Origin of the sequence: Prochlorococcus sp. MIT 1201 (assembly GCF_047303415.1) — a bacterium.
GTDB classification, from domain to species: Bacteria; Cyanobacteriota; Cyanobacteriia; order PCC-6307; family Cyanobiaceae; genus Prochlorococcus; species Prochlorococcus marinus_D.
Window position 1 is genome coordinate 1,123,684 of record NZ_CP138947.1, and the last position, 24,948, is coordinate 1,148,631.

Consider the following 24,948-nt stretch of genomic DNA (forward strand, 5'->3'; position numbering starts at 1 on the left):
AATCATCCAGGAAATCAAGCATCAGCGAATGGATCCGGACAATCCATCCCCATTCGCTTTAAGATTTAATCTTTAATTTTAGAATAAAAACAATTTTGACACCAAGATTAAGCTGGATAAATATTTTCGTAATTACAAACAAGTCAATCAGTTCCTTCAGGATTAATGGATTGATAACTATCTATTAGAAACTCTTTTGGCTTGCAATGCTTACCTATCAAAAGGCAGCCTTGTCAATTGACTGAATGAACCGGACGCTTATCGATCACACTATCGACAAGTCCATAGCCAACAGCTTCTGCAGGAGACATGAAAAAATCTCGATCGGTATCTTCTTGAATTCTCTCTAGAGGTTGACCTGTACGATCTGCTAATACTCGGTTCAATCGATCCTTTAGGAAGAGAATCTCATCAGCCTGAATACGAATATCACTCGCTTGCCCTCTGGCTCCACCAAGCGGCTGATGAATCATAATTCTAGAATGTTGCAAACTGCTGCGTTTACCCATTGCCCCAGCGCAGAGGAGGAACGCTCCCATACTTGCTGCAAGCCCTACACATACTGTTTGAACATCTGGCTTGACATGCTGCATTGTGTCAAATATTCCGAGGCCATCATATACTGAACCTCCTGGTGAATTGATATACAAATAGATATCTTTTTCAGGATCTTCCGCCTCCAAGAACAACATCTGAGCGACAATTCGATTTGCCGAATCACTTGTCACAGGCTCGCCAAGAAAGATGATCCGTTCACGCAAAAGGCGCGAATAAATATCGAAGGCCCTTTCCCCGCGGCCCGACTCTTCAATCACAATCGGGATCATGCTGCTCTGCTCGGTTTTCACGATCTTAACGGCGCCGTAGCAGCGCTATGGTCAGGTGCGAAAAGGTCGGGCCAAGCACTTGAGTGACCGAAAGACCATTGCTGACAGCAAACGTGCGTTTAATCATGATTTCCCTCATGTCATCCCCTCGCTGTACAGACGTACAACCGATGAACTTCTTGTCGAGCTGCATCTCCTGAGCCACCAGAAGCATTTCCACCCAGACGCACTCTTTGCTATTGGCCTTAGCCAAGTTTTTGATGTCTTCACGCGTGGTTACCGACCAGAAGCTCACATCAAGACCTTGTTCGATGCCCTATGTCGAAGCTGCGGCTTCGATCCAAATGCTTTGCGCAAGCAGGCCCAACAAACACTTGAGTCGGTCCGAGGTCACGATCTTGAGGAGGTCCAAGAATGGATCCAACAACAAGGCAAAGGGGCTCCTGAAGCTCTCGCCAAGGCATTGCGTAATACTGGTAGCACCACTTTTCATTACTCACGCCTAATGGCCGTGGGGTTGCTCAGCCTTCTCGCATCTGCCCAAGGTGATGAATCCCCTGATCCCGAAAAACTAAGCCAAATCGCCCATGAACTAAGTGAATCAGTTGGATTATCCAAAGCCAGAGTTGAAAAAGATCTGAACCTCTACAAGTCCAACCTCGAGAAGATGGCCCAGGCTGTAGAACTAACTGAACAAATTCTAGAATCTGAACGTCGCAAACGGGAACAAAATGAATCTGCAAAACTCAACACTGGATCATCAGAGCAAATGTCTCAGGGGGTTGAAGCTTGTTCCAATATCAGCTGACCTGACAACCACCACCAGTCTGTTTTTTTGAGTTTGGCACCCCGCAAATAACTTAAGTTCGTCGTTAACAACTTAGCCTGTTTAACTGGGGCTGGCCAGGATCCATTAAGTAAACCTAAACGATACAATCCAGCTGTATCAGCGGACATTTCCATAACATCAGGATGGACTAGGTTGATAGTTTTATTAGAGATCTCAGTGAGCAGTGGTGAGTCGCCAATAGCAATACCAAAACGAGTAGGTTTTCCATTTTGTTTTTGCCAAACCCATCCACCAACAACTCTCTCACCATCCGAGCGAGGTTGTCTCCAGAGCGTAAGTCCAGAGAAGTCAGCATCAGTATTTTGATCATTTTTGACAACAGAGTTATCTTCTTTAATGAAGTTTCGTGCTTCCAGACGTTGACTAACAGTATCGATAACTGGTTGCCATCGTGAGGAGCCCTCTGGTAGATCAAGTTGGATTTGAATGCTGGCTTGAAAAGGCCCTTTACGTTGCTTGGCTAAGCTAAGATCAAGTGGTAACGATGCGAGTCTCAACCCTAATTGCTGATTAATGCCATAGTTCTTATCAAGGGAATCCTGAATAATCTGCTTAGAAAGCAAACTGCCAAAAAGCAAGTCCATACTCTTCACTTGCATATTCAGGAGAGCCTGATCTGAATCAGGTCTACCTGGCGATTTGATCGCCATAGGGCGATACTGAAAAGGGCTGGCATCAATGCCAACTGGAGCCAAACCAAAAGGGCGATAACCAACAACTCCTTGCCATTTGAGTTGATTACGATCCAATCGCAGTGACAAACATCCATAACGTGAAATCTGCAAAAGAGGTGCCATTGCTCCACTCACTGAAGCCAAGCCATCGGGACTCCAGCTCACCGCTGGCCCATCTTGTAGAACAGAATTGCAAAAACGCTGTAAAGACGATTGAGCAGCAGAAGAATGGACAAACCCTTCACCAAAGCTTTGAAGTAGCTGTTGACGATGCAAGCCATCTGAAGCGATGACAACCACATCATCAAGACGCTTAAAAGCAATGCTTGAATTAACACTCATCGGCCAAAGGATCTCTGGCAAAAGCAAATAAGCCTCGCCATCATTTGCCCACGCCTGCCACCAGAGACCCCGACCCTGACGTCGCCAAAGATCCTTGGCCAGGTTCATGCCAAGACGGTCCTGCCATAGACGCGGGGCTTGGCCTTGCGGATCTCCTCGAAAACTCTGGATCAAAGTCATCTCTGTCATCAAGCGAGCAAATGTCCCTAACCGTTCTGTGCGGCTAGATGACAAATGCCCCTTTAAAAGCAGGAGAACGATCGTTGGGATTAAAAGCAGCGAGCAAATTCCAGCCGAACTTACAGGAAAGCGACAAGGGATGTAGACAATCTTCTTCAGCCTTAAGAGGCCTAGGGAATGCTGAGACATCCAATCGCCCTTTACCTATGGCAGCTGGGGATCAAACTTTCTCATTTGTCTTTTTGCGACGACGACGATCTAGCCGATCAACGACTGAAAGATAAATAACCGAAATGGTCACAAAGGCCAAAAGGATGACAGCTGCTCCGGCGAGAAGCTGATTGCTCCCTAGGCTTTGGAAAGCCTCAGGCACCTCAGAAGTTCAGTGTACCGTCGCCATTACGTCCCCACACGACCATGGCGATAGAGAAACTGAACACAGCCGCCAGTGAGGCCCAGGCGAGAGTGAACAACATAGAAGACGCAAATCAGATTGACTTAGCCTGGTAAGGCTTCAACCATTTTACACGTCAAAGCCTTCATCAGTCATGACGTTCGCGACTCCTGGTACTACGCCACTTCTTGAACGTGCCAAGCAAACTCAGAGGTATCCACAAGCTCGAGTGATCGTGCTCAACGATGATGTAAACACCTTTCAGCACGTCGTTGATTGTCTGCGAAGGATCATTCCAGGCATGAGCGAGGAGAGGGCCTGGAATCTTGCGCATCAAATCGACGGTCAAGGTTCAGCAGAGGTCTGGTGTGGTCCACTTGAGCAGGCCGAGCTCTACCACCAGCAACTGTCTGGGGAGGGGCTAACAATGGCACCACTTGAACGGTGCTGAAACAAGGCAAAGCTGATCAACCTTCAATACAGCACAATGATCTTGTTGCTTTTTGCAAGACTGACAAAAGGCTTTTCGAGCAGCAACGGCAAAAACATTCAGCGCTCAATGCCTAGGTGAATGTGCATTGAACGAAATCTTTGAAGAGTTAATATAAAAATCACGATTAATCAACTTAAAAGGAACAGATCCTGCTACAAAATGAAAAGGATCGACAGCCTATTGAACATAGACAGTTCAACTTCCATCAACAATTACAAAGAAAAAGGGTTAGACCCCTCTGGGGAACATTGAACACAACCTCGCCAGGGTGGATAGACAACGCGTGAATCTATTCGTCATGAACCTTGCAGGGAGGGCCTTGACCTGGGAGCAAAAGTAGATACTTGGGATCGAAACCACCGCAAGGAAAAATATAGGATTTAAGTATCGCCTCTTAGACAGAGCTGCTTTCACCATGAAACTTTGGCTAGTTTCGATCAATTACACGAAAAAGTTGCGATGGGTCGAGTTGTAATCACGCACAGCACCTACGTAGAGGGTCTAATTCCATGGTTGAAGGCCCTTGCAGAGGAGAAGAACATTCAAACGATTACACCAGCCGTCATCCGACGCGTCAAAGGTCATTGTCCAGAACTTCGCCTGAGAATTACAACGCCGATCAAGGGTGGTTTCAAACTGGTTGCCAGACTTGGCAGCTCAGCTCAGGAGGTTTTTGTTGTCACAAAATTGGACGAAGGGGCATTATTGAAACGACTTAATCACAGTCGTCCAGGCGTTCAAAAGAGGTGAACCGCCATGCCGTGCGAGCCCCAGTGTTCGACCTGGAAGAACCAGAAGGGGAAGCAAAGTGGGGCTTCGTTTCCGGAAGCAAGTCCGGTCTACGTCACCTTCACGACAGCCTCCCCAAATCGAAAGAGAGTCAGATCAGAGCACTAGAAAAAGGCCGTCACCAACACAGCAGTTCAAGCAGAATTTAAGCGCAAACGGTGTCCTGCGTCGGCCAAATTGAGCGAATGTGCTTTAAGGCAGTTTCCGCCTCGAGCTGACGGCTGGGCGCATCAACACCATTAAGCAGCACGGTCACATGACCGAGCTTGCGGCCTGGAGTTTCACAATCTTTTCCATACCAGTGCAAATGGAAGCGATCACAACTGCGCAGCTTCGCTAGGCGCTCATCTAGAGAGGACTCACCCCCTTTTTGCAAACCTAGAAGATTTACCATTAATGCGCCAGGTGCATGGAGATGGGTTTCAGGCACTGGCAAGCCCGCCGCGATACAAAGTTGTTGATCAAACTGGCTGCTGCTGCAGGCTTCGATCGAAAAATGTGCGGAATTATGAGTGCGAGGTGCAACTTCATTGACCTGTAGTCCGTCTGGTCCGTAGAAAAATTCAACAGCAAGCACGCCCACGTAATTGAGCTCTGTTAGAAGAGACGCTGCCATGTTGTAGGCCATCATTTCCACAGCATGATCAACACTCGCAGGTGCAATCACCCAATCACACACCTGTTGGAACTGATGAGTCTCAGCAAGAGGCAGGCTACGAACACGGCCCTGAGCATCTCGACTAACAACAATGGCTAATTCCTTTTCGAACGGCACCCAGCTCTCAAGCAGCCATTGAGTTGGATCCACTGAGCGCAGAAGTTGCGATAAATCCTCGACACTCTTGAGAACCTTGGTTCCTTTGCCGTCATATCCCCACCGACTTGACTTGGCCATCACCGGAAAGTTCCACTCCCTAGGAAGCTCTGGCTGAGCAAAAGAAATCGAACTCAGCAAAGTCCAATCAGGGCTAGGAAGATCTAGATCACGAAGCAACTGACGCTGCGAGATTTTGTCGACCAATGGAGCAAGCGCAGTAAGAGACGGAAAAAAACACACCCCTTGTTGTTCAAGGGGAATCAGAGCTTCAATATCGACCCATTCGTTCTCAAACGTGACGCCACAACACCCCTGCACGAGCTTGCCAGTAGCTTCTACATCCACTGGGTCGGCCAAGACAAGTCGAGTTGCTTCAACAGCAGCGGGATCGATTGCAGATCCAGACTGCACGACAACATCCACAGCGCGGCTTTTTGCTGCTTGCGCCAACATCTGAGCCAACTGACCACCACCGACGACCCCAATCATTGGGCTTTGAACGCTGCTCATGCAGAGAGAATCAACCACGCAATCCTGCAAGCATTGCATCCCAACAAAATTGAGATTTCAGAGCAAGCCCTGATCACCAGCAAAGGCCAAACGCACAGCAGTGAGCAACAGGACCAAAAGGAAAAGCGCCAAGCCCACCGTGCAGGCATAACTGATCTCAAGCTCAGCAAAAGCCTGGTCGTAAACGTAGTAGACAAGGGTTCGAGTGGTGTCGGCGGGTCCCCCCTGAGTCATCAAGAACACTTCTTCGAACACTTTTGTGGCCGCAATCGATGAAACCACCGCAACCAAGGTTACGTAAGGCCGCAACAACGGCAGTGTGATGTCGATGTGTTTGCGCAAGCCATCACTACCATCAAGTTCGGCTGCCTCATAAAGCTCTTTAGGAATTCCTTGGAGGCCAGCAAGAAATATCACCATGTAATAACCAAGCCCCTTCCACAGGGTTACAAGCATCACTGCCGGGAGTGCCAAGAATGGATTCGTGAGAAAGCCAATCGGCACGAAATCTGTGCCAACAAAGGCGGAAAGCCAGCCATTGATAAGACCGTTCTCTGCATAAAGCCAACGGAATGCGATGGCCGCAACCACAATCGACACGAGCACGGGTGTATAGAACGCACCGCGTAAAAAATGAATACCTGGTAAGGAACGGTTCAACAACACCGCCAATGCAAGAGAACCCAAAACAATCGGTGGAACCACCCCAACCAGGTAGATCAAAGTATTGATCAGCACCTTAAAAAACATCGGATCACCAGCAAGACGTCGCAGGTTGGCCAAACCCACAAAGACAAGGGGGTCTGTAACGTCCAGACCTGTTTTGGTGAAGCTCATCAAAAGAGCCATCAGCGCTGGTATCAGCACCGACAAGCTGAGTAGGACGAGCGCAGGCAAGAGGAATACCCATGCCACAAGAGTGGTCCGCCAAGACTGTCTTAATCCCCGAAACAGAGGACCAGCCATCACCACAATGCCTGTACTGACAGGAGATTACGTGGGAGCGTTTGATGCCACCCGGCAAACTGAGATCAGCAGACTTGCTCTTTCATGTCCGCTTTCGTGAATATCGACGCCCAACGCATCCCAGTAGCACTGAGCCACCAGCCCTACGAGGTGGTCATTGGGGGGGAAGGCTTGCGGGGTGTTGGTAAGGAGCTTCGCCGTGCTGGGCTGAAAGAGGGAATCAAGGTATTGGTTGTAAGCAATGCTGATGTTGCTGAGCCATATGGTGATCTTTGCCTCCAAAGCCTTAAGGAGAGCGGTTTCAGGCCCACTCTGCTGGTGATCGAGGCCGGAGAAGATCAAAAGACGCCAGTGAGCGTGGCGTTAATTCACGATGCAGCCTATGAAGCAAAGCTAGAAAGAGGATCCTTGATGGTTGCTCTTGGCGGTGGGGTCGTGGGCGACATGACTGGATTTGCAGCAGCGACTTGGCTAAGAGGTATCTCGGTGGTGCAACTTCCTACAACCCTTCTGGCAATGGTGGATGCCGCGATTGGTGGCAAGACAGGCGTCAATCACCCGGGCGGAAAAAATCTGATCGGAGCATTTCACCAACCAAGGCTTGTATTAATCGATCCCTCAACTCTGAAAACATTGCCAGAACGTGAATTCCGGGCAGGGATGGCCGAAGTGATCAAATACGGGGTGATCGGTGATTCAGCACTTTTTCAACTCCTAGAAGGCATTCAAGAACTAGACACACCATCACAACTCCATCAAGACCTTCTGGAGAAAATTCTCGAACGTTCAGCACTCGCGAAGTCGAGAGTGGTGAGCTCAGATGAACGAGAGGGCGGGCTGCGCGCCATCCTTAACTACGGGCACACCTTCGGGCATGTGGTGGAAACCCTCTGTGGCTATGGAACCTGGCTGCATGGTGAAGCTGTCGCCATCGGCATGGTGGCGGTTGGGGAGCTGGCGGTGTTGCGACAGAGCTGGAGCAGGGATGATGCCAACAGGCAAAAGTCGCTGATCGCAAAGGCAGGGCTGCCGATTGCTTGGCCCAAGCTAGATCCAGAGGAGGTGCTGTATACCCTGCAAGGGGATAAGAAGGTCAAAGATGGAAAGCTTCGCTTTGTGATTCCCACCGGCATTGGCAACGTCGAAATCAAAAATGACGTAAGCAGAGAAGAAATCCGAAAATGCCTATCAGAGCTCAGCTAACTGGGTCCTCTAGGAACCGGCAGCGAAGTTCACCGACCTCAGCATCAAGAGATGGTTTGGGCCTCAACTCAAAAGCCAACCAACGAAACTCTCCCAAGCCGACTGGATCAACAAGACGCAACAGTGCTTCCCTTCTATTGAGGGCAGCAGAGAGCTGACTGGTAGGAAGACTTTGGAGAGCATGAAGCCTCTCTGCCAAGCCAAGTGCCAAGAGTGCTTGCCCCTGTCGAGACTCACCGAGAAAGGTCCAACCCTGCTGTTCGGCCTGGAGTTGAAGAGTTTCGAGACACAGATGTGCAGTGAGATCCCACCGACCGGGATCTTGAAGCAATGCACCACTAGCTCTCTGCTGGCGATAAGCCATCAGAGTTCCGCAGGGTCTCATCGCGCTGTAATAACGACGGGCCTCGAGGGCATAGTCGATGACAAGTAAGGGGCCGCAAAGCAGAGCAGAGGCTGCCTGACTCAACCACGATTTCAGTTCACCATGCCATTCACTGCACCAACCATCAGCAGCATCAGGAGGGGGGATCTGAATGCCCAAACACATTCGGGCCTCAGTTAAAGCTGAATGCAAAGCGTCTGTAAGAGAAAGCTCAGTGAAGCGAAGATGAGCAACCGAATCGACGTTCTCAAGACAAACACCCTGCCGCCATAGACGTTGATCGCGCCACACCAACCGCTCCACCGGCAGAGCATCCAACATTTCATGAGCAAGCATCACGCCGATAGCGGGAGCTTGAGCCAACTCATTAAGACTTCGCCAGTGAATCGGCACACTGGTGACAGATTTCAGTCGCTCTCGTTGTCGTAAGGCCATGGCCTTATTGCTCTCCACCAAAACCAGCTCCAGTCTTGGTATCAGCGCTGGGCACAGATCCTCCAGGGCTGAGATCAGATCAGCACTTAAATCGCCTTCACCAGGCCCCACCTCTATCAACGATAAAGACTTTCCCTTGTCAACACGCTGCTGAAGTTGCTGGAACCAATCAACCAGTTGTATGGCCAAAAGTTGGGCAAAGTCAGCTCCTAAGGAAGGAGAAGTCGCGAAATCACCCTGACGACCAATACGAAGCTGACCGGAGGCATAGGCCCCATAGACTTGGTCATGCAAGGCCCAGTCCATGTATTGATGGAAGCTGATGCTCCCTCCAGCCTGAACTATTCGGTTGACCAACCAAGCTGGACAAGGCACAGAGCAGAGATCCATTCGAGAGAATGCCTGTCACTGAAACAGGCCCATGGGAGCACATCAGAGGCGAAAAATCTTGAAAAACCTGTTGGCATGGTTATTTTGCTTGCTTTGTTGCGCAGGATCGGTTTACGCCTACGACAATCCTGAACTCCTTCCCCAGCAGCAAACACCAGTGGTTGATCTGGCGAAGGTCTTCAGCGAAAAGCAACTCACCAACCTGGAAAAATCACTAGACGACTATGAGACGAGAACAGGCTGGAAATTACGTGTACTGACCCAGTACGAACGAACTCCTGGGCTTGCAGTTCGAGAGTACTGGGGGCTTGATGAACGTAGTTTGCTGATTGTCGCCGACCCACGCGGTGGAAATCTGCTCAACTTCAACGTGGGTGATGCGTTATATGCACTAATGCCTCGTACCTACTGGGTAGAGCTGCAAACCCGCTATGGGAACCAGTTTTACGTGAAGGATCATGGCGAGGACATCGCAATCCTCGATTCACTCAATGCCGTAGAAACCTGTTTGGATCGAGGTGGTTGTCAATTTGTCCCTGGGCTGCCATTGGAGCAATGGTTGTTGACATTCACCACATCGCTACTTGGTGGTTTGGTTGCTGGCTTTGCTTCCTACCCCAGGAAAGAAGGTGAACTGATCGCTTGGCCTTGGTTATTGCTCGCTTCCCCGCTATGGATCATGTTGTTTGGAATCTTCGGGATTGCCCCTGTCGTGTCGCGAACTAGCGATCTTCTACCACTCCTTCGCAACGGGCTGGGCTTTTTGGGAGGAGCTGTAGCGGCATACGTTATTGCTCAAGCAACATTGGGGGGTAGGCAAAAGCGAGAGTCAGAGCCTTAGCTTCAATTGATATCAGCGACTTTGAATGCTGCAAAGAATTGTGGGGGGTTTGCAGACAGGTCTCCTAGCTGCGTCATTACCAGGTGCAGCAAGATCTTGACGGCGCTGATCCCTGATCGACCTGAGCTGCGCCAAGTTGAACTTGTAGAAACCAAGCAAGCTAGAAAAGCGTTTGACAGGCTGGCCGTAGTAACTCCTGCCGCTCAGAGTGGGGAATGAAGCCCATTCAGGCGCAAGTTTTGCTGCTAATAGAGGGGTCATAAACCCTGAATCGGTAAGACCTAAAGCCTTGCGACGTTGAACAAGAAAGAGAGCTCCCTGATCCTGAACTTCTGGACCAAAACCACGCAAACCAAGACTGCGGGTCACCATGTCCCAGGTAAAAGGCATGAATTGATAAGCCCCTGCTGCAGCACTTGCATATCGAGAGGAGTAAATGACTCGATTGGGATGACGATCTAATGAGGCCATGAGACCTCCACCAAACATCACTCGATAACCAAGGTCATGCCCATTCTTCCAAGTACCTTCGGCAAAGCGAATGGTGTTGAGAAGGGCCCGCCGCTCCGGGGTGATCACATATGGCAATGCCGCTGAGGGAACCTGTTCTGGATTACTTAGCGACTGGGAACGTGCTGTTAGCTCAAGAGATGGAAGTGAAGGAGGGAGAGGGATATGGATATGGGTATTGGTTGCTTGCGCTGCTCCAGCTGCTATTGAGAAAGGGAGAAAACCAGCTGCGACTGCTGATAGAAGACGATAGACAGTCGATGCGGGAGCGATCATTCTTTGCATTCAGAGAATAAAAACCCTTGGGATGGGGGAAGGTTTGGGCAATTCCCAGAAGCGAATGGGAGCTGCCGATGAACCAAGGGTGACTATTAAACCAAATTATTTAATAATCGGGTTGACTTTGACGAAGCTGACCCAAAGGGACAGCCCTCGTGTGCCGGTGCGAGGATCGTCCACATGCGGCAATGGTTGAGTTGGGCCCAAAGATCGCTGAAATCCAAGTTGAAGAATCAGCGTTGTGCATATTGAACGATCTAAGATTTTTGATTAGTAATTCTGATTAAGAGACCAGTTCAACTACAGCACTTGCTGCCTCCACGGATCCATCGACAGCCAGCGGTTGCTGAGAAGCTGGTATCAGGGGTTGATCTAACTCCCATTCTCCAAGCTCGAGGGCCTCGCGCTCAAGCAGCCGATGGGCTGCATGGCTTTGTAAGCCGTTGATCAGTGCTACCGATTCTGCAAAGCCTTCTCGAAGAACCACATGAAGGCCGACACCCAAGCTGATGGCTTCACAGAAACTGCTGTAACCAGGCTTCCCAAGGTGCCTAGAGCAGTAAGGAAGAGCATCGACAACTCGAATTGACCTGGGTAGATACAAAACATTGTCAGGTGATTGCCTTCTCAGAAAAGTGTCAACAGATCGTGGTTTGGGCATCAAAAAGAGGTGATCAGGCCAGCGTTGGAACAACTCTGAGTCGAGTGCCAAACCCAGCCCGCCAAATCCCACCATCACGATTGGACCTTGAAAAGATTCAAGTTTCTGCTGGAGTCCTAGCGGTAGTGAACGAGGTGAGGACGCAGTTATGCCCAGGCTCTGTTCAGGTAGCCCCCAGTCCATTGCAAGTGAGAATGGGCAACGTAACAACTTCTGCCCACGTGAGTATTCAGCTGACGCAGCTTCAGCGTGGGTAAGAAAAGAATCTCCTAGAGGGGCGTAGATCTCATCCCAACCAAAGTTGCCCATCCATACCAAAGGAACACCAAGCTGATCAGCCAACTCAGCAGCAGCAGGTGGAATGTCAGCAAGTACAAGCACCGACATCTGTTGAGACTGAATCCAAGAGACCTCAGCCGCAATTTGGGCAGGAATGTGTTGTTCAAGTTCCTGCAAAGCCTTGAGAGTGGCCATTTGGTCAATGGCTAAGGCATTCGCCTGAACCATGCCCACATCCCAGCGCAGTTTGCGGTGTTCGAAAGGGACACCTTGCAGCGCAAGGTTGAGGAATTGGAAGTCCACATCCGTACTCACTACGAATCGCCATTGCGGCTGAAGACGATGCAGTTCTATAAGAACAGCTGCCTGGCGTGCTGCATGGCCATAGCCATGGCTGCTCAAGCAGAGGTAAATCAGCACTGTGTCACCAATGGTGTTGCTCTTTCAAAAAGAATCTGTTCATAGGCCAAGGATGAATCTGGAAGAAACCAACGGTGGCTCACCTGACTGAGCTTTCCATCAAGGAACTCGACCCAGGAAAAGTGACACAACTGACGACCAGAGGAATCACTTCCACGCCGCGGTACACAAGCAGCATTGAGAAAGACAGTGCCAAAGCGATCCTGAACACATGTTTGCCTCAAACCTGTTCCGCGTTTGAGTTCATGATGCATGTGGCCAAAGACAACCAGATCTGGCAAACGATGCTTACGGATCCGATCAAGGGCCATCGCAAGATCCTGATCGCCCCAATCGAGAGCGGGAACTTTCCAATCGCGACCACAAGGGCTCTGAGCATCAGAGCCGAGGCCCGTCGGACCGGAATGAGCCAATATCACTAAGGGCCATTGGGATGGTGCCTGCTTTGCAGCGGCCTCAATCCGGTCAGCAGATTCAATGACCGACATCGGGCCAAAAACCGCCTGAACGGCTTTGGCGAGGTGAAAGCCACCACCAGCACTACAAGGGCGAGCCCCAACGACAGCAATCGGTGGAAACTGCCATTGGCGCAAACTCCAACCGCAATGACGGTCGCCCAATAAGGTCAATTGACGTCTGAGGACTGCGCCGCTGTGATCACGTCCGTGGTCATGATTACCAAGAATGACAGCTGTCGGCAGAGCAAGCTGTTGTATTGCTTTGACCAACTTGAGATCACCTTCGCTGAGATCACCTACAAACAACACAGCATCTGGCTGAAGTTCAGTCAGTAAGTTCTGATCATCAGGTGTCCATACACCATGGAGGTCTCCAACAATGGCGAGGCTCTGGTGTGACGTGGCAAATGTCTAGGCTATGGCCATACTGCCCTAGATGGTCCGAATGACCGCTGTTTGCACCGCCAAGACGGTCTCTCCAGTGCCATCAACTAGGAAAGAATTAAAGGGTGCCATTGCTGAACTACGCAAAAAACGCAATGCCGTGATCCTGGCTCACTACTACCAGGATCCAGAGATCCAAGACATCGCCGATTTCATTGGGGACTCCCTGGAACTATCACGTAGAGCTGCTAGCACAAATGCTGATGTAATCGTGTTCTGCGGGGTTCACTTCATGGCTGAAACAGCAAAGATTCTGAGCCCGGAAAAAATTGTATTGCTACCAGATCTCGAAGCGGGGTGCTCCCTTGCTGATGACTGCCCAGCCGATGAGTTTGCTGCTTTCAGAGACAAGCACCCAGACCACATTGTGGTGAGCTATATCAACTGCACAGCTGCTGTTAAGGCCCAAAGCGATCTGATCTGTACAAGTAGCAACGCTGTAGAACTTGTAAATCAATTACCGAAGGATCAACCAATCCTTTTTGCTCCAGATCAAAACTTGGGCAGATGGGTTCAAAAGCAGAGCGGCAGAAAACTGACGATCTGGCCTGGACGCTGCATGGTGCATGAAACATTCAGCGAAGAAGCTCTACTGAAATTAAAAATCATGCACCCCGAGGCAAAGGTAATAGCCCATCCGGAGTGCCTAGAAAATTTACTAGAGTTGGCGGATTATATTGGCTCAACGAGCAAATTACTTGAATTTACCGAGATAAGTTCATGCACAAAATTTATCGTGCTAACAGAGCCAGGAATCCTACACCAGATGAAATTGAAGAACCCAAAAAAAGAATTTATGGATGTTCCAGGTATTGACGGATGTAGTTGCAATGAATGCCCATATATGCGATTGAATACATTAGAAAAGCTATGGAGCTGCTTAAGCACAATGAAGCCATCAATAGAAATCGAAGAGGGGGTACGTCAAAAGGCTTTTATTCCTATTCAACGAATGCTAAACATGAAAGAAACACAGGAGGCTAGTGAACATTAATTGTTCACTGTAAAGCTGAAGGTCAACACAACAAGAGAGAACTCTGAGAAATAATTCTTATTAGTTTTATGATAGTGTGGAAAAAACTAGCCAATACTGCGAAATGAAAAGAAGACAAGAATATTTAATTATTTAAGTATTCAGGAAAATACTACGGAAACTAAAGCCTTCATGCCTTAGGCATATCCCATAGCGGAAGGCCACCATTGTTCTATTCGCTCTATTGAGCCATACCAAGTAGCGCCAAAGAGGCCTCCGTGGGCTGTGTCATTGAGAACAAGATTTCGAGATTGAGTAAGAAGTGCGGAGCTGACAGGGACTAAGCCGTCTCCCTCTAATAGAGGATCATCTGAGATGCTGCGATATGAGTTAGCTGCGGTATACCTGGCAAACTGGCTGGCATTTGGACTATCGAGTGATAATCGACCAGCAGTAGAAAAATAATCTACATGATCAGCATAAAAACAAGCTGGATAGAGAGTATTAACCTGGGACCGCAGAGGGGTGGCACGAACAGCTTGATGCGGACTACCTAGTGTTATAAGTCGATTGCATGATTTATGTCCACTATAAACACGACCAGAAAAGGGATGATCTCCGAGATAAAGGCGAAGCATGACACCACCCGAACTATGACCTATAAGTGTCACCTTTCCTGTATGGGATCGAGACTGAAGGTCTTGAACAATTGCGTCCACTCGATCAAGGAGTCTGCGCCAACCAATGGACCATGAAGTGAGCAGCCAGTCATATTTAGAAGAAGGTACGACATTTACAATCAAACCTTGATTGTTCTGAATCCAGCTAGCCAAAGAGGCATAGGCCTCATCTGTGATCAAGAAACCGCCTAGGATTAAAACAGGTTGATTGGGATCAACAGTTTGCATGGAGTAAACTTAAGACGCAGAGGGAGTGATGCATGAGATAAGATCACAATAGCAAACTGGATAAAATATTTAAACAGATGAGGACAGTAGAGTATAAGTAAACATAGAAATAAGAATAAAAAATCAAAGGCAATCAAATTTGATCGTGGTAAAGGCCAAGGGTTGCACCTCCAAATATTAAAATAGCGATAATTAGGGGGAAGATCATAAAGCTTTTATCGTGAAATGGGAGTTGAAAGATTAAAATCATAAATCCAACCAAAGCTGAAGTAAAATATCCAATAGCAGAAGCCGTGAGTAGGAAATCTGAGATTGGGAGACTCAGGCCAGGAACGGCTAGAATCCTACGAACAGACTTTAAACCATAAACAAAAGTAAGTATTGTGATAAGCAACATTAACCCTAGCAAGATCCACCATAAAGACTGTTGATTATAAAGAATCAACCATGAATAACAAGAAAGGAAGAATGTGGTCAAAGTAATGAGGCGATAGAAAACTGTCTGTTTCATTAGTTGACTTTATTTTCAAACATTCTATGTGAAAAGAAGAGAATATTCAAATACAAGTTAAATTCAATAGAAAGGTATCCTTAGGATATTATCGCATGGATAAGCAGGTAAAGCTTTGTAGATAGAAGTCATATGGCGTTCGGATAAGAGCTACATCTCTAAGGGAATGGAGTGAAAAGGTTATAATGTGAAAAATGATGTGGAAGAGAGAGTAAAAAGCAAATAAAAAATTGCCTTACCATACAAATGGTAAGGCTGTTAAGAGAATGGCTTATATAACTATGTGATTATAGCGCGAGCTAGAAGTCAAAGATTATTTTTGCATAGAAACAACTAAGACAGCAGTTGCTTGACTGAAAAGAAAGAAAGAAGATAATGAAGGGGCAAGGGAGTTTTAGAAATTTTGCTCTAAAGCTAATGAAAGATGAAAACCCATGGCTGGAAATTAAGGACGTAGAGGCCTGGCTTGGCCCTACCCAAGTTTTTAGAAACCTCTCCTTAACATTGAAGCAAGGAGAAAACACGGCAATCCTGGGGCCAAATGGATCTGGCAAAACAGCACTGGTAAAATTAATCACACGAAATATATATCCGATCGTAAAAAGGGGCTCTACGCTAAAAATCTTTGGTAATCAAACAATTAAGTTAAATCAGCTTCGTTCGCGTATAGGGGTGGTTTCCACTGACCTGGAGGGAAGAACACCAGATTATATTAGTGCTAAGGATGTTGTGTTATCTGGACTTTATGGCTCAATAGGAATTAACCGTAACCGTAGCCCGAACGAAAAAGAGATCAAAAAAGTACAGAACCTTATTTCAGAGCTTGGACTTGAAGACATCGATGTAAGATCATTCGGTCAATTATCAGATGGAGAAAGGAGGCGACTATTAATCGCTAGGGCAATGATAAATGAACCTGAAGTTTTAATATTAGATGAACCTACAAATGGACTGGATCTAAAATCAAGGCACCAGTTACTAAAATGCATTCGCAGCTTGTGTAAAGGCAAAACTACGATCATTCTAATAACACATCGAGTAGAAGATATAGTAAAAGAAATTGAAAGAATCATATTCCTAAAGAAAGGAGCAATCATTCGCGATGGAGAGACTAATGATCTACTACAATCAGAACCACTAGAAAAACTCTATGAAACACCGCTTGAAATTATTTATGTAAATGGATATTATCAAATCATTCCGGGTTAGTTTGTAAACATTTAATGGCATATAATAATGTTTTTTAGCATTAAGCTGCTTATAAAATAACAGGAACGCTATATTATTAGAGTTTAAATAAGTAATGAGGTTGTTTTTTTGACAAATTAGATTAGAATTTAAGCGATCAAGCCATAATTAATATAATTAATAAACTTATGATAAAGATTGCTAGTATTGTCTGCCAGCGTAATCTAAATGTTGAACTTAAGGTAGTCCTTCTTGATAGATGACGTTGCCTATTACTAGTATTTGCCCCTAATGGAGTTCCACAGTTCATGCAAACCAACCGACCGGCAAGCGAACGGTCGGCCCTAAACATAGAGCCACCACAAGATCTACAGGATTTAGAGCTCATAAATTAATATAAAAGAGTCAATAATAAAGGTTATCGATGGAAGAAAAGAAATACATCAAAGAGAGATTTTATTACAGAGGGAGAAAGACAAATGACATGGACATAACATACAAAAAGAAAAGTACATGTGAAGAATTCGGCTAACCACAACGTGAGTTTACTAGTGATAAGCTAAAAAATAAATAAAAGTTCTAATTGTCATGTAAGGCAAATGCATATATCTAAGTAGCTAACAAGATAAGTATCAATTATTAAATAGAGTAGATGTATCAGTTGATTTCAATTGAGGACAGTCTGTTGCGAAAATCTCCCTTTGGCATTCCTCCTTTAAGTTCACCATGGATTGTAAATTCGCCTTCTGGATCACTAACGATCAGGTAAGTAGGCCACCCCATGCCTACTTTATTTGGGTATTGGGCAAGAAGCAATCGCCGGTAGCGGCGATAAACATCTGTATCCTGAAGCATGACATTCACAAAGGAATAGCCAAGCTCATTACTGACTGACTCATCGTAATGACTCATACGGTGACAAGTGCCACAATCCTCTGAGCTGAACTTTAAAACTGTGATTGATCCCATGATGCTCGGTTGACAATGAGTAGCTACATAATAGGCTACCATAAAATATAAAGTTAAGTGAAATGCAGGTTTACCAAAAATTTCTTAAATTAAGGAAAGCCAAATCAATGGTGGCTAATCATATTAAGGTAAAATGATTTTATCATCACGACTATCTAGAGCTTAATTTGCATAGCTCTATAGTCTAAAAGAAAATAGCAACACTACCAGTCTTATTAGAGCACTGTGCGTTAAAAAATCATTGGATTTATATTAGCAAAGTGCAAACTGTCTTTCCATTGTTATGAGCCCATATCATTGATAAAAGCTTTAATTTGCTTAGGCAACGGCTTCCATTTGATCACTAGCTTGCTCCCGTTCCCAAAGGCTGCGGTATGGTCCCTGGACAGCAAGTAAGTCAGTGTGATGGCCTTGTTGCACCAGCCGTCCTTGTTCGATCACAAGAATTCGATCGCAGGCAGCGGCCGCAGAAAGCTGATGGCTAATCATCAGGATTGTCTGATTCTGTTGGGCACGAATCGAACTCAGGATTGACGCAGCTGTTTTGTTGTCCACACTGGCTAGAGCGTCATCAAGAACCACAACAGGAGCCTCCACTAGAAGTGCTCTGCCAAGAGCAGTTCGTTGACGTTGCCCGCCACTGAGAGTGATGCCTCTTTCGCCTACAAGCGTTTCCAATCCATCCGGGAAGCCCCTGATGTCATCCATCAGTCGGGCCTGCCTAGCAGATTTTTCAACTCGCTCCATAGAGGCCTGAGGATCGCCGTAACGAAGGTTGTCGGCGAGGCTGCTGGTGAAGAGATAGCCCTCTTGCGGAACAAGTGCCACATTGCTTCGCAGATCCTCGAGCAGCAAATCATTGACATCATGGTTGTCAATGAAAAGTTGCCCCCTTGGAACTTCCACCATCCTTCCGAGAGCTCTTGCCAGGGTCGTTTTCCCACATCCCACTGGCCCCACCACGGCGACGAGTTCACCTGGATTGATCACAAAGCTCAGTCCCGACAGCGAGTCGGTCTTGCTTTTGTCATAACGAATCCGCAGTTCACGTGCTTCGATTCGACCTTTGAGCGGCGTCTCCAGGCTTAATGGTGTGGTTGGGTTGCGAATCATCGGGATACGCTGCAGAAGCTCTTCCACACGCTCCAAGCTCACCTGTCCGGTCTGGAACGTGTTGAGGGTGAAACCAAGTAGTGCAGTAGGAAAAACTAAGCGCTCTACAAAAAGGATCAAGGCCACCAATCCGCCGATGCTGAGGGTGCCTTGTTCCAGTTGACCGCTGCCAAGTGCCAAAAGTAGGAGCAATGAAACCGAGGAGATTCCACCCAGCAAGGGGAAGAGGGTGCTGCGAGTTCGTGCCAGGCGAATAGCACTATCTTTATAGGTATTGTTTCGCTCAGCGAAGGCATCCTGTTCAGGTTGCTCCTGGCCATAGATCTTGATGGCACTTATGCCTGAGAGATCCTCCTGGATCAGTTCGCTGAGACTTGATAGAGCTTCCTGCTGGCGTTTTTGTTGCCGCATCATTCGCCCCCCAAACAGGCGCACAGTGCCAAGCATTACTGGATAGAGAGAGATCGCGGCCAGGGTTAAGCCTGGGTCGATGGCCAGCATCGCGGGAAGAGTGAAGCAGTAAGCCAACACAGTGTTGGTAAGGCTAAGAATCGCGAAGCCAAGTAGACGACGAATGTTTTCAACATCGCTGGTTGCGCGGCTGATGACTTCACCACTACCGGTCTCCTGCACCCAGCCTGGTTCCTGCCTAAGCATGTGGTCAAAGATGCGCTGGCGCAGGTCCACCTCCACTTGGCGACCGACACCGAAAACCAGTTGCCTAGACACCAAACGCACGATGCCCATGATGCTGGCGAGAATCACAATCCAGCTGGCCTGACGCATCACGTCAGTGATGGCAAAGCCTTCTTGGAGATCATCAATGATGCGCCTCACCTCTAGGGGGATGATGACGCTGACAATGTTCACCACCACGAGAGCCATTGCACCCATCAGCACAGTGCGGCGATGGGGCTTTAGATAACGACCAATGAGATCGAGGCGAAATGCTGCCATGCAGGTATCGCTACATGGTTCAACCTATGCAGCCAGTTTGATGAGCGAGCCTAGAGGGATTCTTGAAACATTGCGATCACAGATCCTTAGCTAATGCGCATTAGAACCATCCAATCCAGGTGAATGCTGGCGATTAAGTAACGTTGCTGCTCACTAACGAACGAGCTCCGGATGTCAATCTGGTCTCTATGCCCTGATTGTTGATTCGATTCATCGTCCTTCAGGGGTGCAAGATTTTTAGTGTGAATGTCTCAAGATCCTTAAGTTTTTGGGATTGAATGACGCAGCGCTAAATGCCTGAGACCTTTAGCCTTGGCGCTAGTTGCAGCAATCAGAAATTCGTTCCTATCCAGCTTCAATAGCGCCGTTTGGATGGATCAGAGGTCTTTCTTGCTGTTCTCTTGTAGAAATTCTCGCCAGTAGCAAAGTTTTAGGGGATAGTGGTGTTGTCCCCATCACCCAGCCCGGAGTGCTTTGCACCCGGGTTTTTTTCTGCTCCGATGCCTACTTCAGCTACTGCCTCTTCCTCTTGGTCGCAAATCCTCGAGATGTTGCTCGAGGGACAAAACCTTCCTGAGGTGGAAGCAACTGCCTTGATGGAGGCTTGGTTGGCGGAACAACTAACCCCTGTGCAGACCGGTGCGTTTCTAGCGGCTTTGCGAGCCAAGGGGGTAACAGGAAATGAGTTATCAGGCATGGCCCAGGTTTTGCGAGGTGCTTGTCCCTTGCCTTGCCCATTGCCAGACATCCCTATGGTCGACACTTGTGGAACAGGTGGCGACGGTGCAGACACCTTCAACATCTCAACCGCAGTGGCGTTTACTGCTGCCGCCTGCGGGGCGAATGTGGCTAAGCATGGCAATCGCAGTGCAAGTGGCAAAGTCGGTTCAGCAGATGTTCTTGAGGGCCTGGGTCTACAGCTCAAGGCCCCTCTTGTCTCCGTGGTGGAGGCCCTGGTTGAGGTAGGCGTCACATTTTTATTTGCCCCAGCCTGGCACCCCGCTTTGGTCAACTTGGCCCCGTTGCGGCGCAGCCTTGGAGTGCGCACCGTGTTCAATCTTCTGGGTCCACTGGTGAATCCTTTGCAACCAAATGCCCAGGTTCTCGGGGTAGCTAAGGCTGAGCTGCTCAATCCAATGGCGGAAGCATTGCAACGGCTTGGCTTGCAGCGGGCCGTTGTTGTCCATGGTGCTGGAGGCCTTGATGAAGCGTCTTTGGAGGGAGCCAATGCAATGCGTTTACTTGAGAATGGTCACTTGCGACAAGCATCGATCGATTCGGCAGAACTCGGGCTTACTAGAGCTCCTTTGCAGGCTCTCCAGGGTGGTGATTTGGCAACAAATCAAGCGATTCTTTCCGCTGTACTTCAGGGAGGTGGCACCGCCCCTCAACGGGATGTGGTGGCATTGAACACAGCCCTAGTGCTCTGGGCTGCTGGCCTACAAGATGATTTACGAGCAGGTGTTTCTACTGCAAAGACTTGCCTGCAGGAAGGCCTCCCCTGGCAACGGCTAGAAGGGCTCCGCATGGCACTTGATCATCAAATTGGAGAATGAGACTGCGATGACTTCGGGATCCTTCTGCTGATGATTGCTTCATCGCGAAATTCGGCGCTCTTGATGCTTGCTGATGGCACGGTGCTTGAGGGGGAGGCCTTTGGTCATCGCGGTAACGCGATGGGCGAAGTGGTTTTCAACACCGGCATGACGGGCTACCAGGAAGTCCTTACGGATCCCAGTTACTCCGGTCAGTTGGTCACATTCACCTATCCAGAGTTGGGCAACACAGGCGTAAATCTTGATGATCAAGAATCATCCCGGCCTCATGCAAGGGGTGTCATCGCCCGTCAACTCTCCCCAACGCCAAGCAGTTGGCGTTGCCAACAGTCGCTGCAGACTTGGCTTGAGGAGAAAAGAGTTGTTGGTATCTCAGGTGTTGATACCAGGGCGCTTGTGAGACATCTGCGCGAGGTCGGAGCCATGAATGGGGTCATAAGCAGCAATGGTTCCACCCCTAAGCAGCTGATGGAACTGTTGCAGCAGGCTCCATCGATGGAGGGATTAAACCTTGCAGATCAGGTCTCAACGAAAGATCCATACCGCTGGAGATCAACTTGTGCTGTGGGCTTTGATCAAAGGTTGAAGCAACAAATTGATTCGCCCTATCGCGTTGTCGCAATTGATTTCGGTATCAAGCGGGCCATACTCGACCGTTTGGTCGCTCACGGTTGTGAGGTCACCGTCCTGCCGGCCAGTTCAGATTTAGCCACCGTATTGAGTTCACAACCCGAGGGCGTGTTTCTATCTAATGGACCTGGTGACCCTGCTGCCGTGACTGGTGGCATTGCCCTGGTTAAAGATCTTCTCAATAAGGTTGATATCCCCCTGTTTGGCATTTGCCTGGGTCATCAGATTATTGGGCTTGCCATGGGTGGCCGTACTTTCAAATTGGCCTATGGCCATCGCGGGCTCAACCATCCCTGCGGCACAACGGGGCAGGTGGAGATCACCAGTCAAAACCATGGATTCGCACTTGACGCCTCGTCTCTGTCACAGGTCAGCGTGGTTGTGACCCATCTCAATCTCAATGACCGCACTGTTGCCGCGATAGCGCATCGGGATCGACCTGTTTTTGGTGTGCAATACCACCCGGAGGCGAGTCCTGGTCCTCATGATGCAGACCACCACTTCGCTCACTTTGTTGAGCTGATGGCAGATCGTCGCTGAAGCGTGGTGCGGATCACTCAGTATCACTACACTTCGTGCCATTGCGTCCCGGGGGACTGGTCCCATCACAGAATTGCAGCGACTGACCGTTTCTCTAAGAGGGGGGTTTGAACGTCGGCAGGGTTGTCTGGTGTTCCAGTTCACTGGCCAGCTAGACGCTTATTCCGAGAAGCAGTTCATCACCTACGTAGAGGATGTGCTCTTGGCCAATGCTGCTCCTTTGGTTATTGACCTGAACAAGATTGACTTTCTTGACTCTTCTGGCCTAGGGGCTTTGGTTCAAACTGCCAAGAAGTGCACCGATGCCAAACGGTCATTTGCCCTGGTGGGCAATGCAAGGGTCGTCCAAACTGTGAAACTTGTGCGGCTTGAGGATTTTCTCCACCTGGCAGTTGATCTGCGTACGGCTTTAAATCAGTTGAAAGCTTGAACAATTGGATTCGTAGTCAGTCAGCGATTGGCGGTGCTAATGAACTGGGACCGTTGCAGTTGGCTTGGCTTGGTGATGCTGTTTGGGAATTGCATCAGCGTCTGCGTCATTGTTACCAACCTGGCAGATCTGAAGATCTACACCGAGCTGTTGTTGACGAGGTTAAGGCCGCTGCTCAGGCAGAAGCTCTGCTTCGCTTAGATCCGCATCTTTCAGATCTTGAGAAGGATTTGGTACGGCGAGGTCGTAACAAATCCGGACGAGGACCACGCCGTGGAGATGCAGCGACCTACGGCAAGGCCACAGGGTTTGAGACAATGGTTGGCTGGCTCTTTTTGCAGAATCCGGCGCGGCTTGCGCAGCTCTTGGATCAACTGGAGGAGACCGAACACGACTTGCTATAGCTTCTTCTCTTCTTATGAGCTCCCGCTTTGATCGCCGTTCAGGCAACCCCCCTCGTGGTGGTCGTCCTAGAGGAGGTCGTCCTGGTGGGATCCGACGGGATGGCGATGGGGTTTCTGGTCGATCTGCTTACGGAAGCCGCTCTTCCGGCAGCCGCCCATCGGGTGGTCGTTCCTCTGGACCGCGAGGGGTGTATCGCTCCAGGCCTGATGGAGAAGCTGGTGATAGCTCTTCAAAAGTATTCAATGGTGAAGGCTCTGGGCAGGGCCGTTTTAACCGTGATCGTTCTCGCTCTGAGCAGGGGCGTTTTAGCCGGGATCGGCCTCGCTCTGAACAAGGGCGTGCAAGTGAAACTGACAGAAAAGAGGCTCGTCGATTTCGTGATGAGAGACCATCACGACGTCGCAGCGATGAACGGCAAGGGCGACGTCCCTCCTTGGGAGAACGTTCACGTCCTGCAGACAGGCAGTTGCCTTCAAAAAGATTCGATCCATCTACTTCGGATCGCGTTCCAGAGGCAGAAACATTTGGACCTGCTGCTGCCGATGATTTGCTTTGGGGACGTCATGCCAGCCAAGCTGCTCTGGAAGCTGGGCGCCCGATTCATCGCATCTGGTGCACATCAGATTTACGAAGCGCACCAAGGTTTTTGCAATTGCTTCGTGAGGCCAAATCCTCAGGAGTACTGGTGGAAGAAGTTACCTGGGCTCGTCTCGGTCAACTCACAGGTGGTGCTGTGCATCAAGGAATTGTTCTGCAAACTGCTGCAGCGGAGACCCTTGATTTGCAAAGTCTGATCGAGGGATGTGCGGGTCTTGGGGAATCGCCCCTTTTACTTGCCCTCGATGGCCTAACGGATCCCCACAATCTTGGCGCCATTATTCGATCTGCAGAGGCTCTTGGCGCCCATGGAGTTGTTCTCCCACAACGACGAAGTGCTGGTCTCACTGGTTCGGTGGCCAAGGTTGCAGCAGGCGCTTTGGAGCATCTACCAGTAGCGCGTGTCGTGAATCTCAATCGCTCTTTAGAAGCACTGAAGCAGGCGGGATATCGAGTTATTGGCCTGGCGGAGGAAGGGGACATCACCCTTCCAGATGTCGATCTAGACGGACCTTTAGTGATCGTAACGGGATCAGAGAAGCAGGGGATCTCTCTCCTAACTCGTCGCCATTGCGATCAGCTTGTACGCGTTCCATTACGGGGGGTTACTCCCAGTCTGAATGCCTCTGTTGCTACTGCGATGTGTTTATACGAGGTTGCCCGTCGTGGCTGGATGAAGGGGGTTCATGGCCAAACTCCATCCCCCAGGATCGTGCGGCCTCAATGCCCTTTGCCGGTCATCTCTTGCGACTCCATTTCCGTGGAGTCAGAACCCACTGCCAAGACCAATCATTCGCCAATCAATCAGCCAGATGAGATTGAGCGGTTTGGGGAGGCTTTGCCGTCCAGCTTGGCTAACCAGCAACTTTGTTCCAAAGATGATGAACCACCGATGGATCGCCAAATAGGGGATTTGCAGGCAGAAAGAACTTCGATTGAGGATGAGGATTTGCTGACCAGTCAGGATTGCAATTTTGACGTTCGTGAGGATCAATCACCTGATGAAGAGAGTGTTCAGCGTTGA

25 protein-coding genes and 1 other RNA gene are annotated in these 24,948 nt (G+C 48.9%); 12 read left to right on the forward strand and 14 right to left on the reverse strand.

Translation table 11 applies throughout. The features are described 5' to 3' along the window. Positions 1-233: 233 nt before the first annotated feature. On the reverse strand, positions 234-848 hold the full coding sequence (gene clpP / locus SIB41_RS05395; protein WP_071818070.1) for an ATP-dependent Clp endopeptidase proteolytic subunit ClpP: 615 nt from the start codon (positions 846-848) through the stop codon (positions 234-236). Between the two features lie 58 nt (positions 849-906). Here clpP and psb29 point away from each other — a divergent pair, with 58 nt between their 5' ends. Next, the gene (gene psb29, locus SIB41_RS05400; protein WP_413361412.1) at positions 907-1,635 is read left to right on the forward strand and encodes a photosystem II biogenesis protein Psp29; all 729 of its coding nucleotides are present in this window, start codon (positions 907-909) and stop codon (positions 1,633-1,635) included. On the opposite strand, the gene SIB41_RS05405 is transcribed toward psb29, so the two are convergent. The 3 genes from SIB41_RS05405 to petN form a co-directional block, all read right to left on the reverse strand. Further along, a complete protein-coding gene (locus SIB41_RS05405; RefSeq protein WP_413361054.1) occupies positions 1,602-2,882 on the reverse strand; it encodes a hypothetical protein in 1,281 nt (426 codons plus the stop codon). The genes psb29 and SIB41_RS05405 overlap by 34 nt on opposite strands. Before the next feature lie 211 nt (positions 2,883-3,093). Then, entirely contained in the window at positions 3,094-3,246 is a 153-nt protein-coding gene (locus tag SIB41_RS05410; RefSeq protein WP_167523912.1) for a hypothetical protein, read from the reverse strand. Between the two features lies 1 nt (position 3,247). Next, entirely contained in the window at positions 3,248-3,349 is a 102-nt protein-coding gene (gene petN / locus SIB41_RS05415; protein WP_006041398.1) for a cytochrome b6-f complex subunit PetN, read from the reverse strand. 72 nt (positions 3,350-3,421) lie between these two features. Between petN and clpS the strand changes: the two genes are divergently transcribed. Together clpS and SIB41_RS05425 are read left to right on the forward strand one after the other, a co-directional pair. Next, positions 3,422-3,718, forward strand: coding sequence for an ATP-dependent Clp protease adapter ClpS (gene clpS / locus SIB41_RS05420; protein WP_011130051.1), 297 nt, complete (start codon positions 3,422-3,424; stop codon positions 3,716-3,718). Positions 3,719-4,219: 501 nt separating this feature from the next. After that, complete coding sequence (locus SIB41_RS05425; RefSeq protein ID WP_413361414.1) at positions 4,220-4,510, forward strand: DUF2103 domain-containing protein; 291 nt, start codon at positions 4,220-4,222, stop codon at positions 4,508-4,510. Here the strand turns inward: SIB41_RS05425 and ssrS are convergent. The 3 genes from ssrS to SIB41_RS05440 form a co-directional block, all read right to left on the reverse strand. Beyond that, positions 4,505-4,688: non-coding RNA, 6S RNA (gene ssrS / locus SIB41_RS05430), on the reverse strand. The two genes, SIB41_RS05425 and ssrS, sit on opposite strands and share 6 nt — an antisense overlap. Positions 4,689-4,694: 6 nt before the next feature. Continuing rightward, positions 4,695-5,876 (reverse strand): 5-(carboxyamino)imidazole ribonucleotide synthase, encoded by a 1,182-nt coding sequence (locus SIB41_RS05435; RefSeq protein ID WP_413361056.1) that lies wholly within the window; start codon positions 5,874-5,876, stop codon positions 4,695-4,697. Positions 5,877-5,933: 57 nt separating this feature from the next. Beyond that, complete coding sequence (locus SIB41_RS05440; RefSeq protein WP_063415307.1) at positions 5,934-6,842, reverse strand: carbohydrate ABC transporter permease; 909 nt, start codon at positions 6,840-6,842, stop codon at positions 5,934-5,936. Between the two features lie 84 nt (positions 6,843-6,926). Here SIB41_RS05440 and aroB point away from each other — a divergent pair, with 84 nt between their 5' ends. After that, a complete protein-coding gene (aroB, locus tag SIB41_RS05445; protein ID WP_063415063.1) occupies positions 6,927-8,045 on the forward strand; it encodes a 3-dehydroquinate synthase in 1,119 nt (372 codons plus the stop codon). Here the strand turns inward: aroB and SIB41_RS05450 are convergent. Continuing rightward, entirely contained in the window at positions 8,038-9,255 is a 1,218-nt protein-coding gene (locus SIB41_RS05450; protein ID WP_413361058.1) for a class I SAM-dependent methyltransferase, read from the reverse strand. The genes aroB and SIB41_RS05450 overlap by 8 nt on opposite strands. Before the next feature lie 31 nt (positions 9,256-9,286). On the opposite strand from SIB41_RS05450, the gene SIB41_RS05455 reads away from it, so the two are divergent. Continuing rightward, entirely contained in the window at positions 9,287-10,096 is an 810-nt protein-coding gene (locus SIB41_RS05455) for a TPM domain-containing protein (RefSeq protein WP_413361060.1), read from the forward strand. Between the two features lie 12 nt (positions 10,097-10,108). On the opposite strand, the gene SIB41_RS05460 is transcribed toward SIB41_RS05455, so the two are convergent. The 3 genes from SIB41_RS05460 to SIB41_RS05470 form a co-directional block, all read right to left on the reverse strand. Next, positions 10,109-10,891, reverse strand: a complete 783-nt coding sequence (locus tag SIB41_RS05460) for an endolysin (RefSeq protein WP_413361063.1) — start codon at positions 10,889-10,891, stop codon at positions 10,109-10,111. A gap of 277 nt (positions 10,892-11,168) precedes the next feature. Continuing rightward, complete coding sequence (locus SIB41_RS05465) at positions 11,169-12,245, reverse strand: hypothetical protein (protein WP_413361065.1); 1,077 nt, start codon at positions 12,243-12,245, stop codon at positions 11,169-11,171. Continuing rightward, positions 12,239-13,084, reverse strand: coding sequence for a TIGR04168 family protein (locus SIB41_RS05470; RefSeq protein WP_413361416.1), 846 nt, complete (start codon positions 13,082-13,084; stop codon positions 12,239-12,241). The genes SIB41_RS05465 and SIB41_RS05470 overlap by 7 nt, the downstream gene beginning before the upstream one ends. A gap of 64 nt (positions 13,085-13,148) precedes the next feature. Here SIB41_RS05470 and nadA point away from each other — a divergent pair, with 64 nt between their 5' ends. Then, entirely contained in the window at positions 13,149-14,141 is a 993-nt protein-coding gene (gene nadA, locus SIB41_RS05475) for a quinolinate synthase NadA (protein ID WP_413361067.1), read from the forward strand. A 176-nt stretch (positions 14,142-14,317) separates the two neighbouring features. Here nadA and SIB41_RS05480 read toward each other — a convergent pair whose 3' ends face one another. Continuing rightward, the gene (locus SIB41_RS05480; RefSeq protein WP_413361069.1) at positions 14,318-15,028 is read right to left on the reverse strand and encodes an esterase; all 711 of its coding nucleotides are present in this window, start codon (positions 15,026-15,028) and stop codon (positions 14,318-14,320) included. Between the two features lie 928 nt (positions 15,029-15,956). Between SIB41_RS05480 and SIB41_RS05485 the strand changes: the two genes are divergently transcribed. Beyond that, the gene (locus SIB41_RS05485) at positions 15,957-16,748 is read left to right on the forward strand and encodes an ABC transporter ATP-binding protein (protein ID WP_413361071.1); all 792 of its coding nucleotides are present in this window, start codon (positions 15,957-15,959) and stop codon (positions 16,746-16,748) included. Between the two features lie 636 nt (positions 16,749-17,384). On the opposite strand, the gene SIB41_RS05490 is transcribed toward SIB41_RS05485, so the two are convergent. Both SIB41_RS05490 and SIB41_RS05495 read right to left on the reverse strand, forming a co-directional pair. Further along, positions 17,385-17,696, reverse strand: a complete 312-nt coding sequence (locus SIB41_RS05490; RefSeq protein WP_413361073.1) for a thioredoxin family protein — start codon at positions 17,694-17,696, stop codon at positions 17,385-17,387. A 318-nt stretch (positions 17,697-18,014) separates the two neighbouring features. Continuing rightward, complete coding sequence (locus SIB41_RS05495; protein WP_413361076.1) at positions 18,015-19,766, reverse strand: ABC transporter ATP-binding protein; 1,752 nt, start codon at positions 19,764-19,766, stop codon at positions 18,015-18,017. Between the two features lie 500 nt (positions 19,767-20,266). On the opposite strand from SIB41_RS05495, the gene trpD reads away from it, so the two are divergent. From trpD to rlmB, 5 genes are all read left to right on the forward strand, one after another. After that, positions 20,267-21,322 (forward strand): anthranilate phosphoribosyltransferase, encoded by a 1,056-nt coding sequence (trpD, locus tag SIB41_RS05500; protein WP_063403933.1) that lies wholly within the window; start codon positions 20,267-20,269, stop codon positions 21,320-21,322. A 30-nt stretch (positions 21,323-21,352) separates the two neighbouring features. Then, the gene (gene carA, locus SIB41_RS05505) at positions 21,353-22,492 is read left to right on the forward strand and encodes a glutamine-hydrolyzing carbamoyl-phosphate synthase small subunit (protein WP_413361080.1); all 1,140 of its coding nucleotides are present in this window, start codon (positions 21,353-21,355) and stop codon (positions 22,490-22,492) included. A 73-nt stretch (positions 22,493-22,565) separates the two neighbouring features. Next, a complete protein-coding gene (locus tag SIB41_RS05510; RefSeq protein WP_081215514.1) occupies positions 22,566-22,922 on the forward strand; it encodes an STAS domain-containing protein in 357 nt (118 codons plus the stop codon). Next, entirely contained in the window at positions 22,919-23,326 is a 408-nt protein-coding gene (locus SIB41_RS05515; protein WP_011130030.1) for a Mini-ribonuclease 3, read from the forward strand. The genes SIB41_RS05510 and SIB41_RS05515 overlap by 4 nt, the downstream gene beginning before the upstream one ends. 14 nt (positions 23,327-23,340) lie before the next feature. Further along, positions 23,341-24,948 carry a 23S rRNA (guanosine(2251)-2'-O)-methyltransferase RlmB gene (gene rlmB, locus SIB41_RS05520; RefSeq protein WP_413361083.1) on the forward strand — a complete coding sequence of 536 codons (1,608 nt, stop codon included), beginning with the start codon at positions 23,341-23,343 and terminating at the stop codon, positions 24,946-24,948.

Excerpts from the sequence above, each read along its gene's own strand:
- SIB41_RS05405 (WP_413361054.1), bottom strand. The coding sequence starts at position 2,882 with ATGACAGAGATGACTTTGATCCAGAGTTTTCGAGGAGATCCGCAAGGC.
- petN (WP_006041398.1), bottom strand. The coding sequence starts at position 3,349 with ATGTTGTTCACTCTCGCCTGGGCCTCACTGGCGGCTGTGTTCAGTTTC.
- clpS (WP_011130051.1), top strand. The coding sequence starts at position 3,422 with ATGACGTTCGCGACTCCTGGTACTACGCCACTTCTTGAACGTGCCAAG.
- SIB41_RS05425 (WP_413361414.1), top strand. The coding sequence starts at position 4,220 with ATGGGTCGAGTTGTAATCACGCACAGCACCTACGTAGAGGGTCTAATT.
- SIB41_RS05435 (WP_413361056.1), bottom strand. The coding sequence starts at position 5,876 with ATGAGCAGCGTTCAAAGCCCAATGATTGGGGTCGTCGGTGGTGGTCAG.
- SIB41_RS05440 (WP_063415307.1), bottom strand. The coding sequence starts at position 6,842 with ATGGCTGGTCCTCTGTTTCGGGGATTAAGACAGTCTTGGCGGACCACT.
- aroB (WP_063415063.1), top strand. The coding sequence starts at position 6,927 with ATGTCCGCTTTCGTGAATATCGACGCCCAACGCATCCCAGTAGCACTG.
- SIB41_RS05450 (WP_413361058.1), bottom strand. The coding sequence starts at position 9,255 with ATGGATCTCTGCTCTGTGCCTTGTCCAGCTTGGTTGGTCAACCGAATA.
- SIB41_RS05455 (WP_413361060.1), top strand. The coding sequence starts at position 9,287 with ATGGGAGCACATCAGAGGCGAAAAATCTTGAAAAACCTGTTGGCATGG.
- SIB41_RS05460 (WP_413361063.1), bottom strand. The coding sequence starts at position 10,891 with ATGCAAAGAATGATCGCTCCCGCATCGACTGTCTATCGTCTTCTATCA.
- nadA (WP_413361067.1), top strand. The coding sequence starts at position 13,149 with ATGACCGCTGTTTGCACCGCCAAGACGGTCTCTCCAGTGCCATCAACT.
- SIB41_RS05480 (WP_413361069.1), bottom strand. The coding sequence starts at position 15,028 with ATGCAAACTGTTGATCCCAATCAACCTGTTTTAATCCTAGGCGGTTTC.
- SIB41_RS05485 (WP_413361071.1), top strand. The coding sequence starts at position 15,957 with ATGAAAGATGAAAACCCATGGCTGGAAATTAAGGACGTAGAGGCCTGG.
- SIB41_RS05490 (WP_413361073.1), bottom strand. The coding sequence starts at position 17,696 with ATGGGATCAATCACAGTTTTAAAGTTCAGCTCAGAGGATTGTGGCACT.
- SIB41_RS05495 (WP_413361076.1), bottom strand. The coding sequence starts at position 19,766 with ATGGCAGCATTTCGCCTCGATCTCATTGGTCGTTATCTAAAGCCCCAT.
- trpD (WP_063403933.1), top strand. The coding sequence starts at position 20,267 with ATGCCTACTTCAGCTACTGCCTCTTCCTCTTGGTCGCAAATCCTCGAG.
- carA (WP_413361080.1), top strand. The coding sequence starts at position 21,353 with ATGATTGCTTCATCGCGAAATTCGGCGCTCTTGATGCTTGCTGATGGC.
- rlmB (WP_413361083.1), top strand. The coding sequence starts at position 23,341 with ATGAGCTCCCGCTTTGATCGCCGTTCAGGCAACCCCCCTCGTGGTGGT.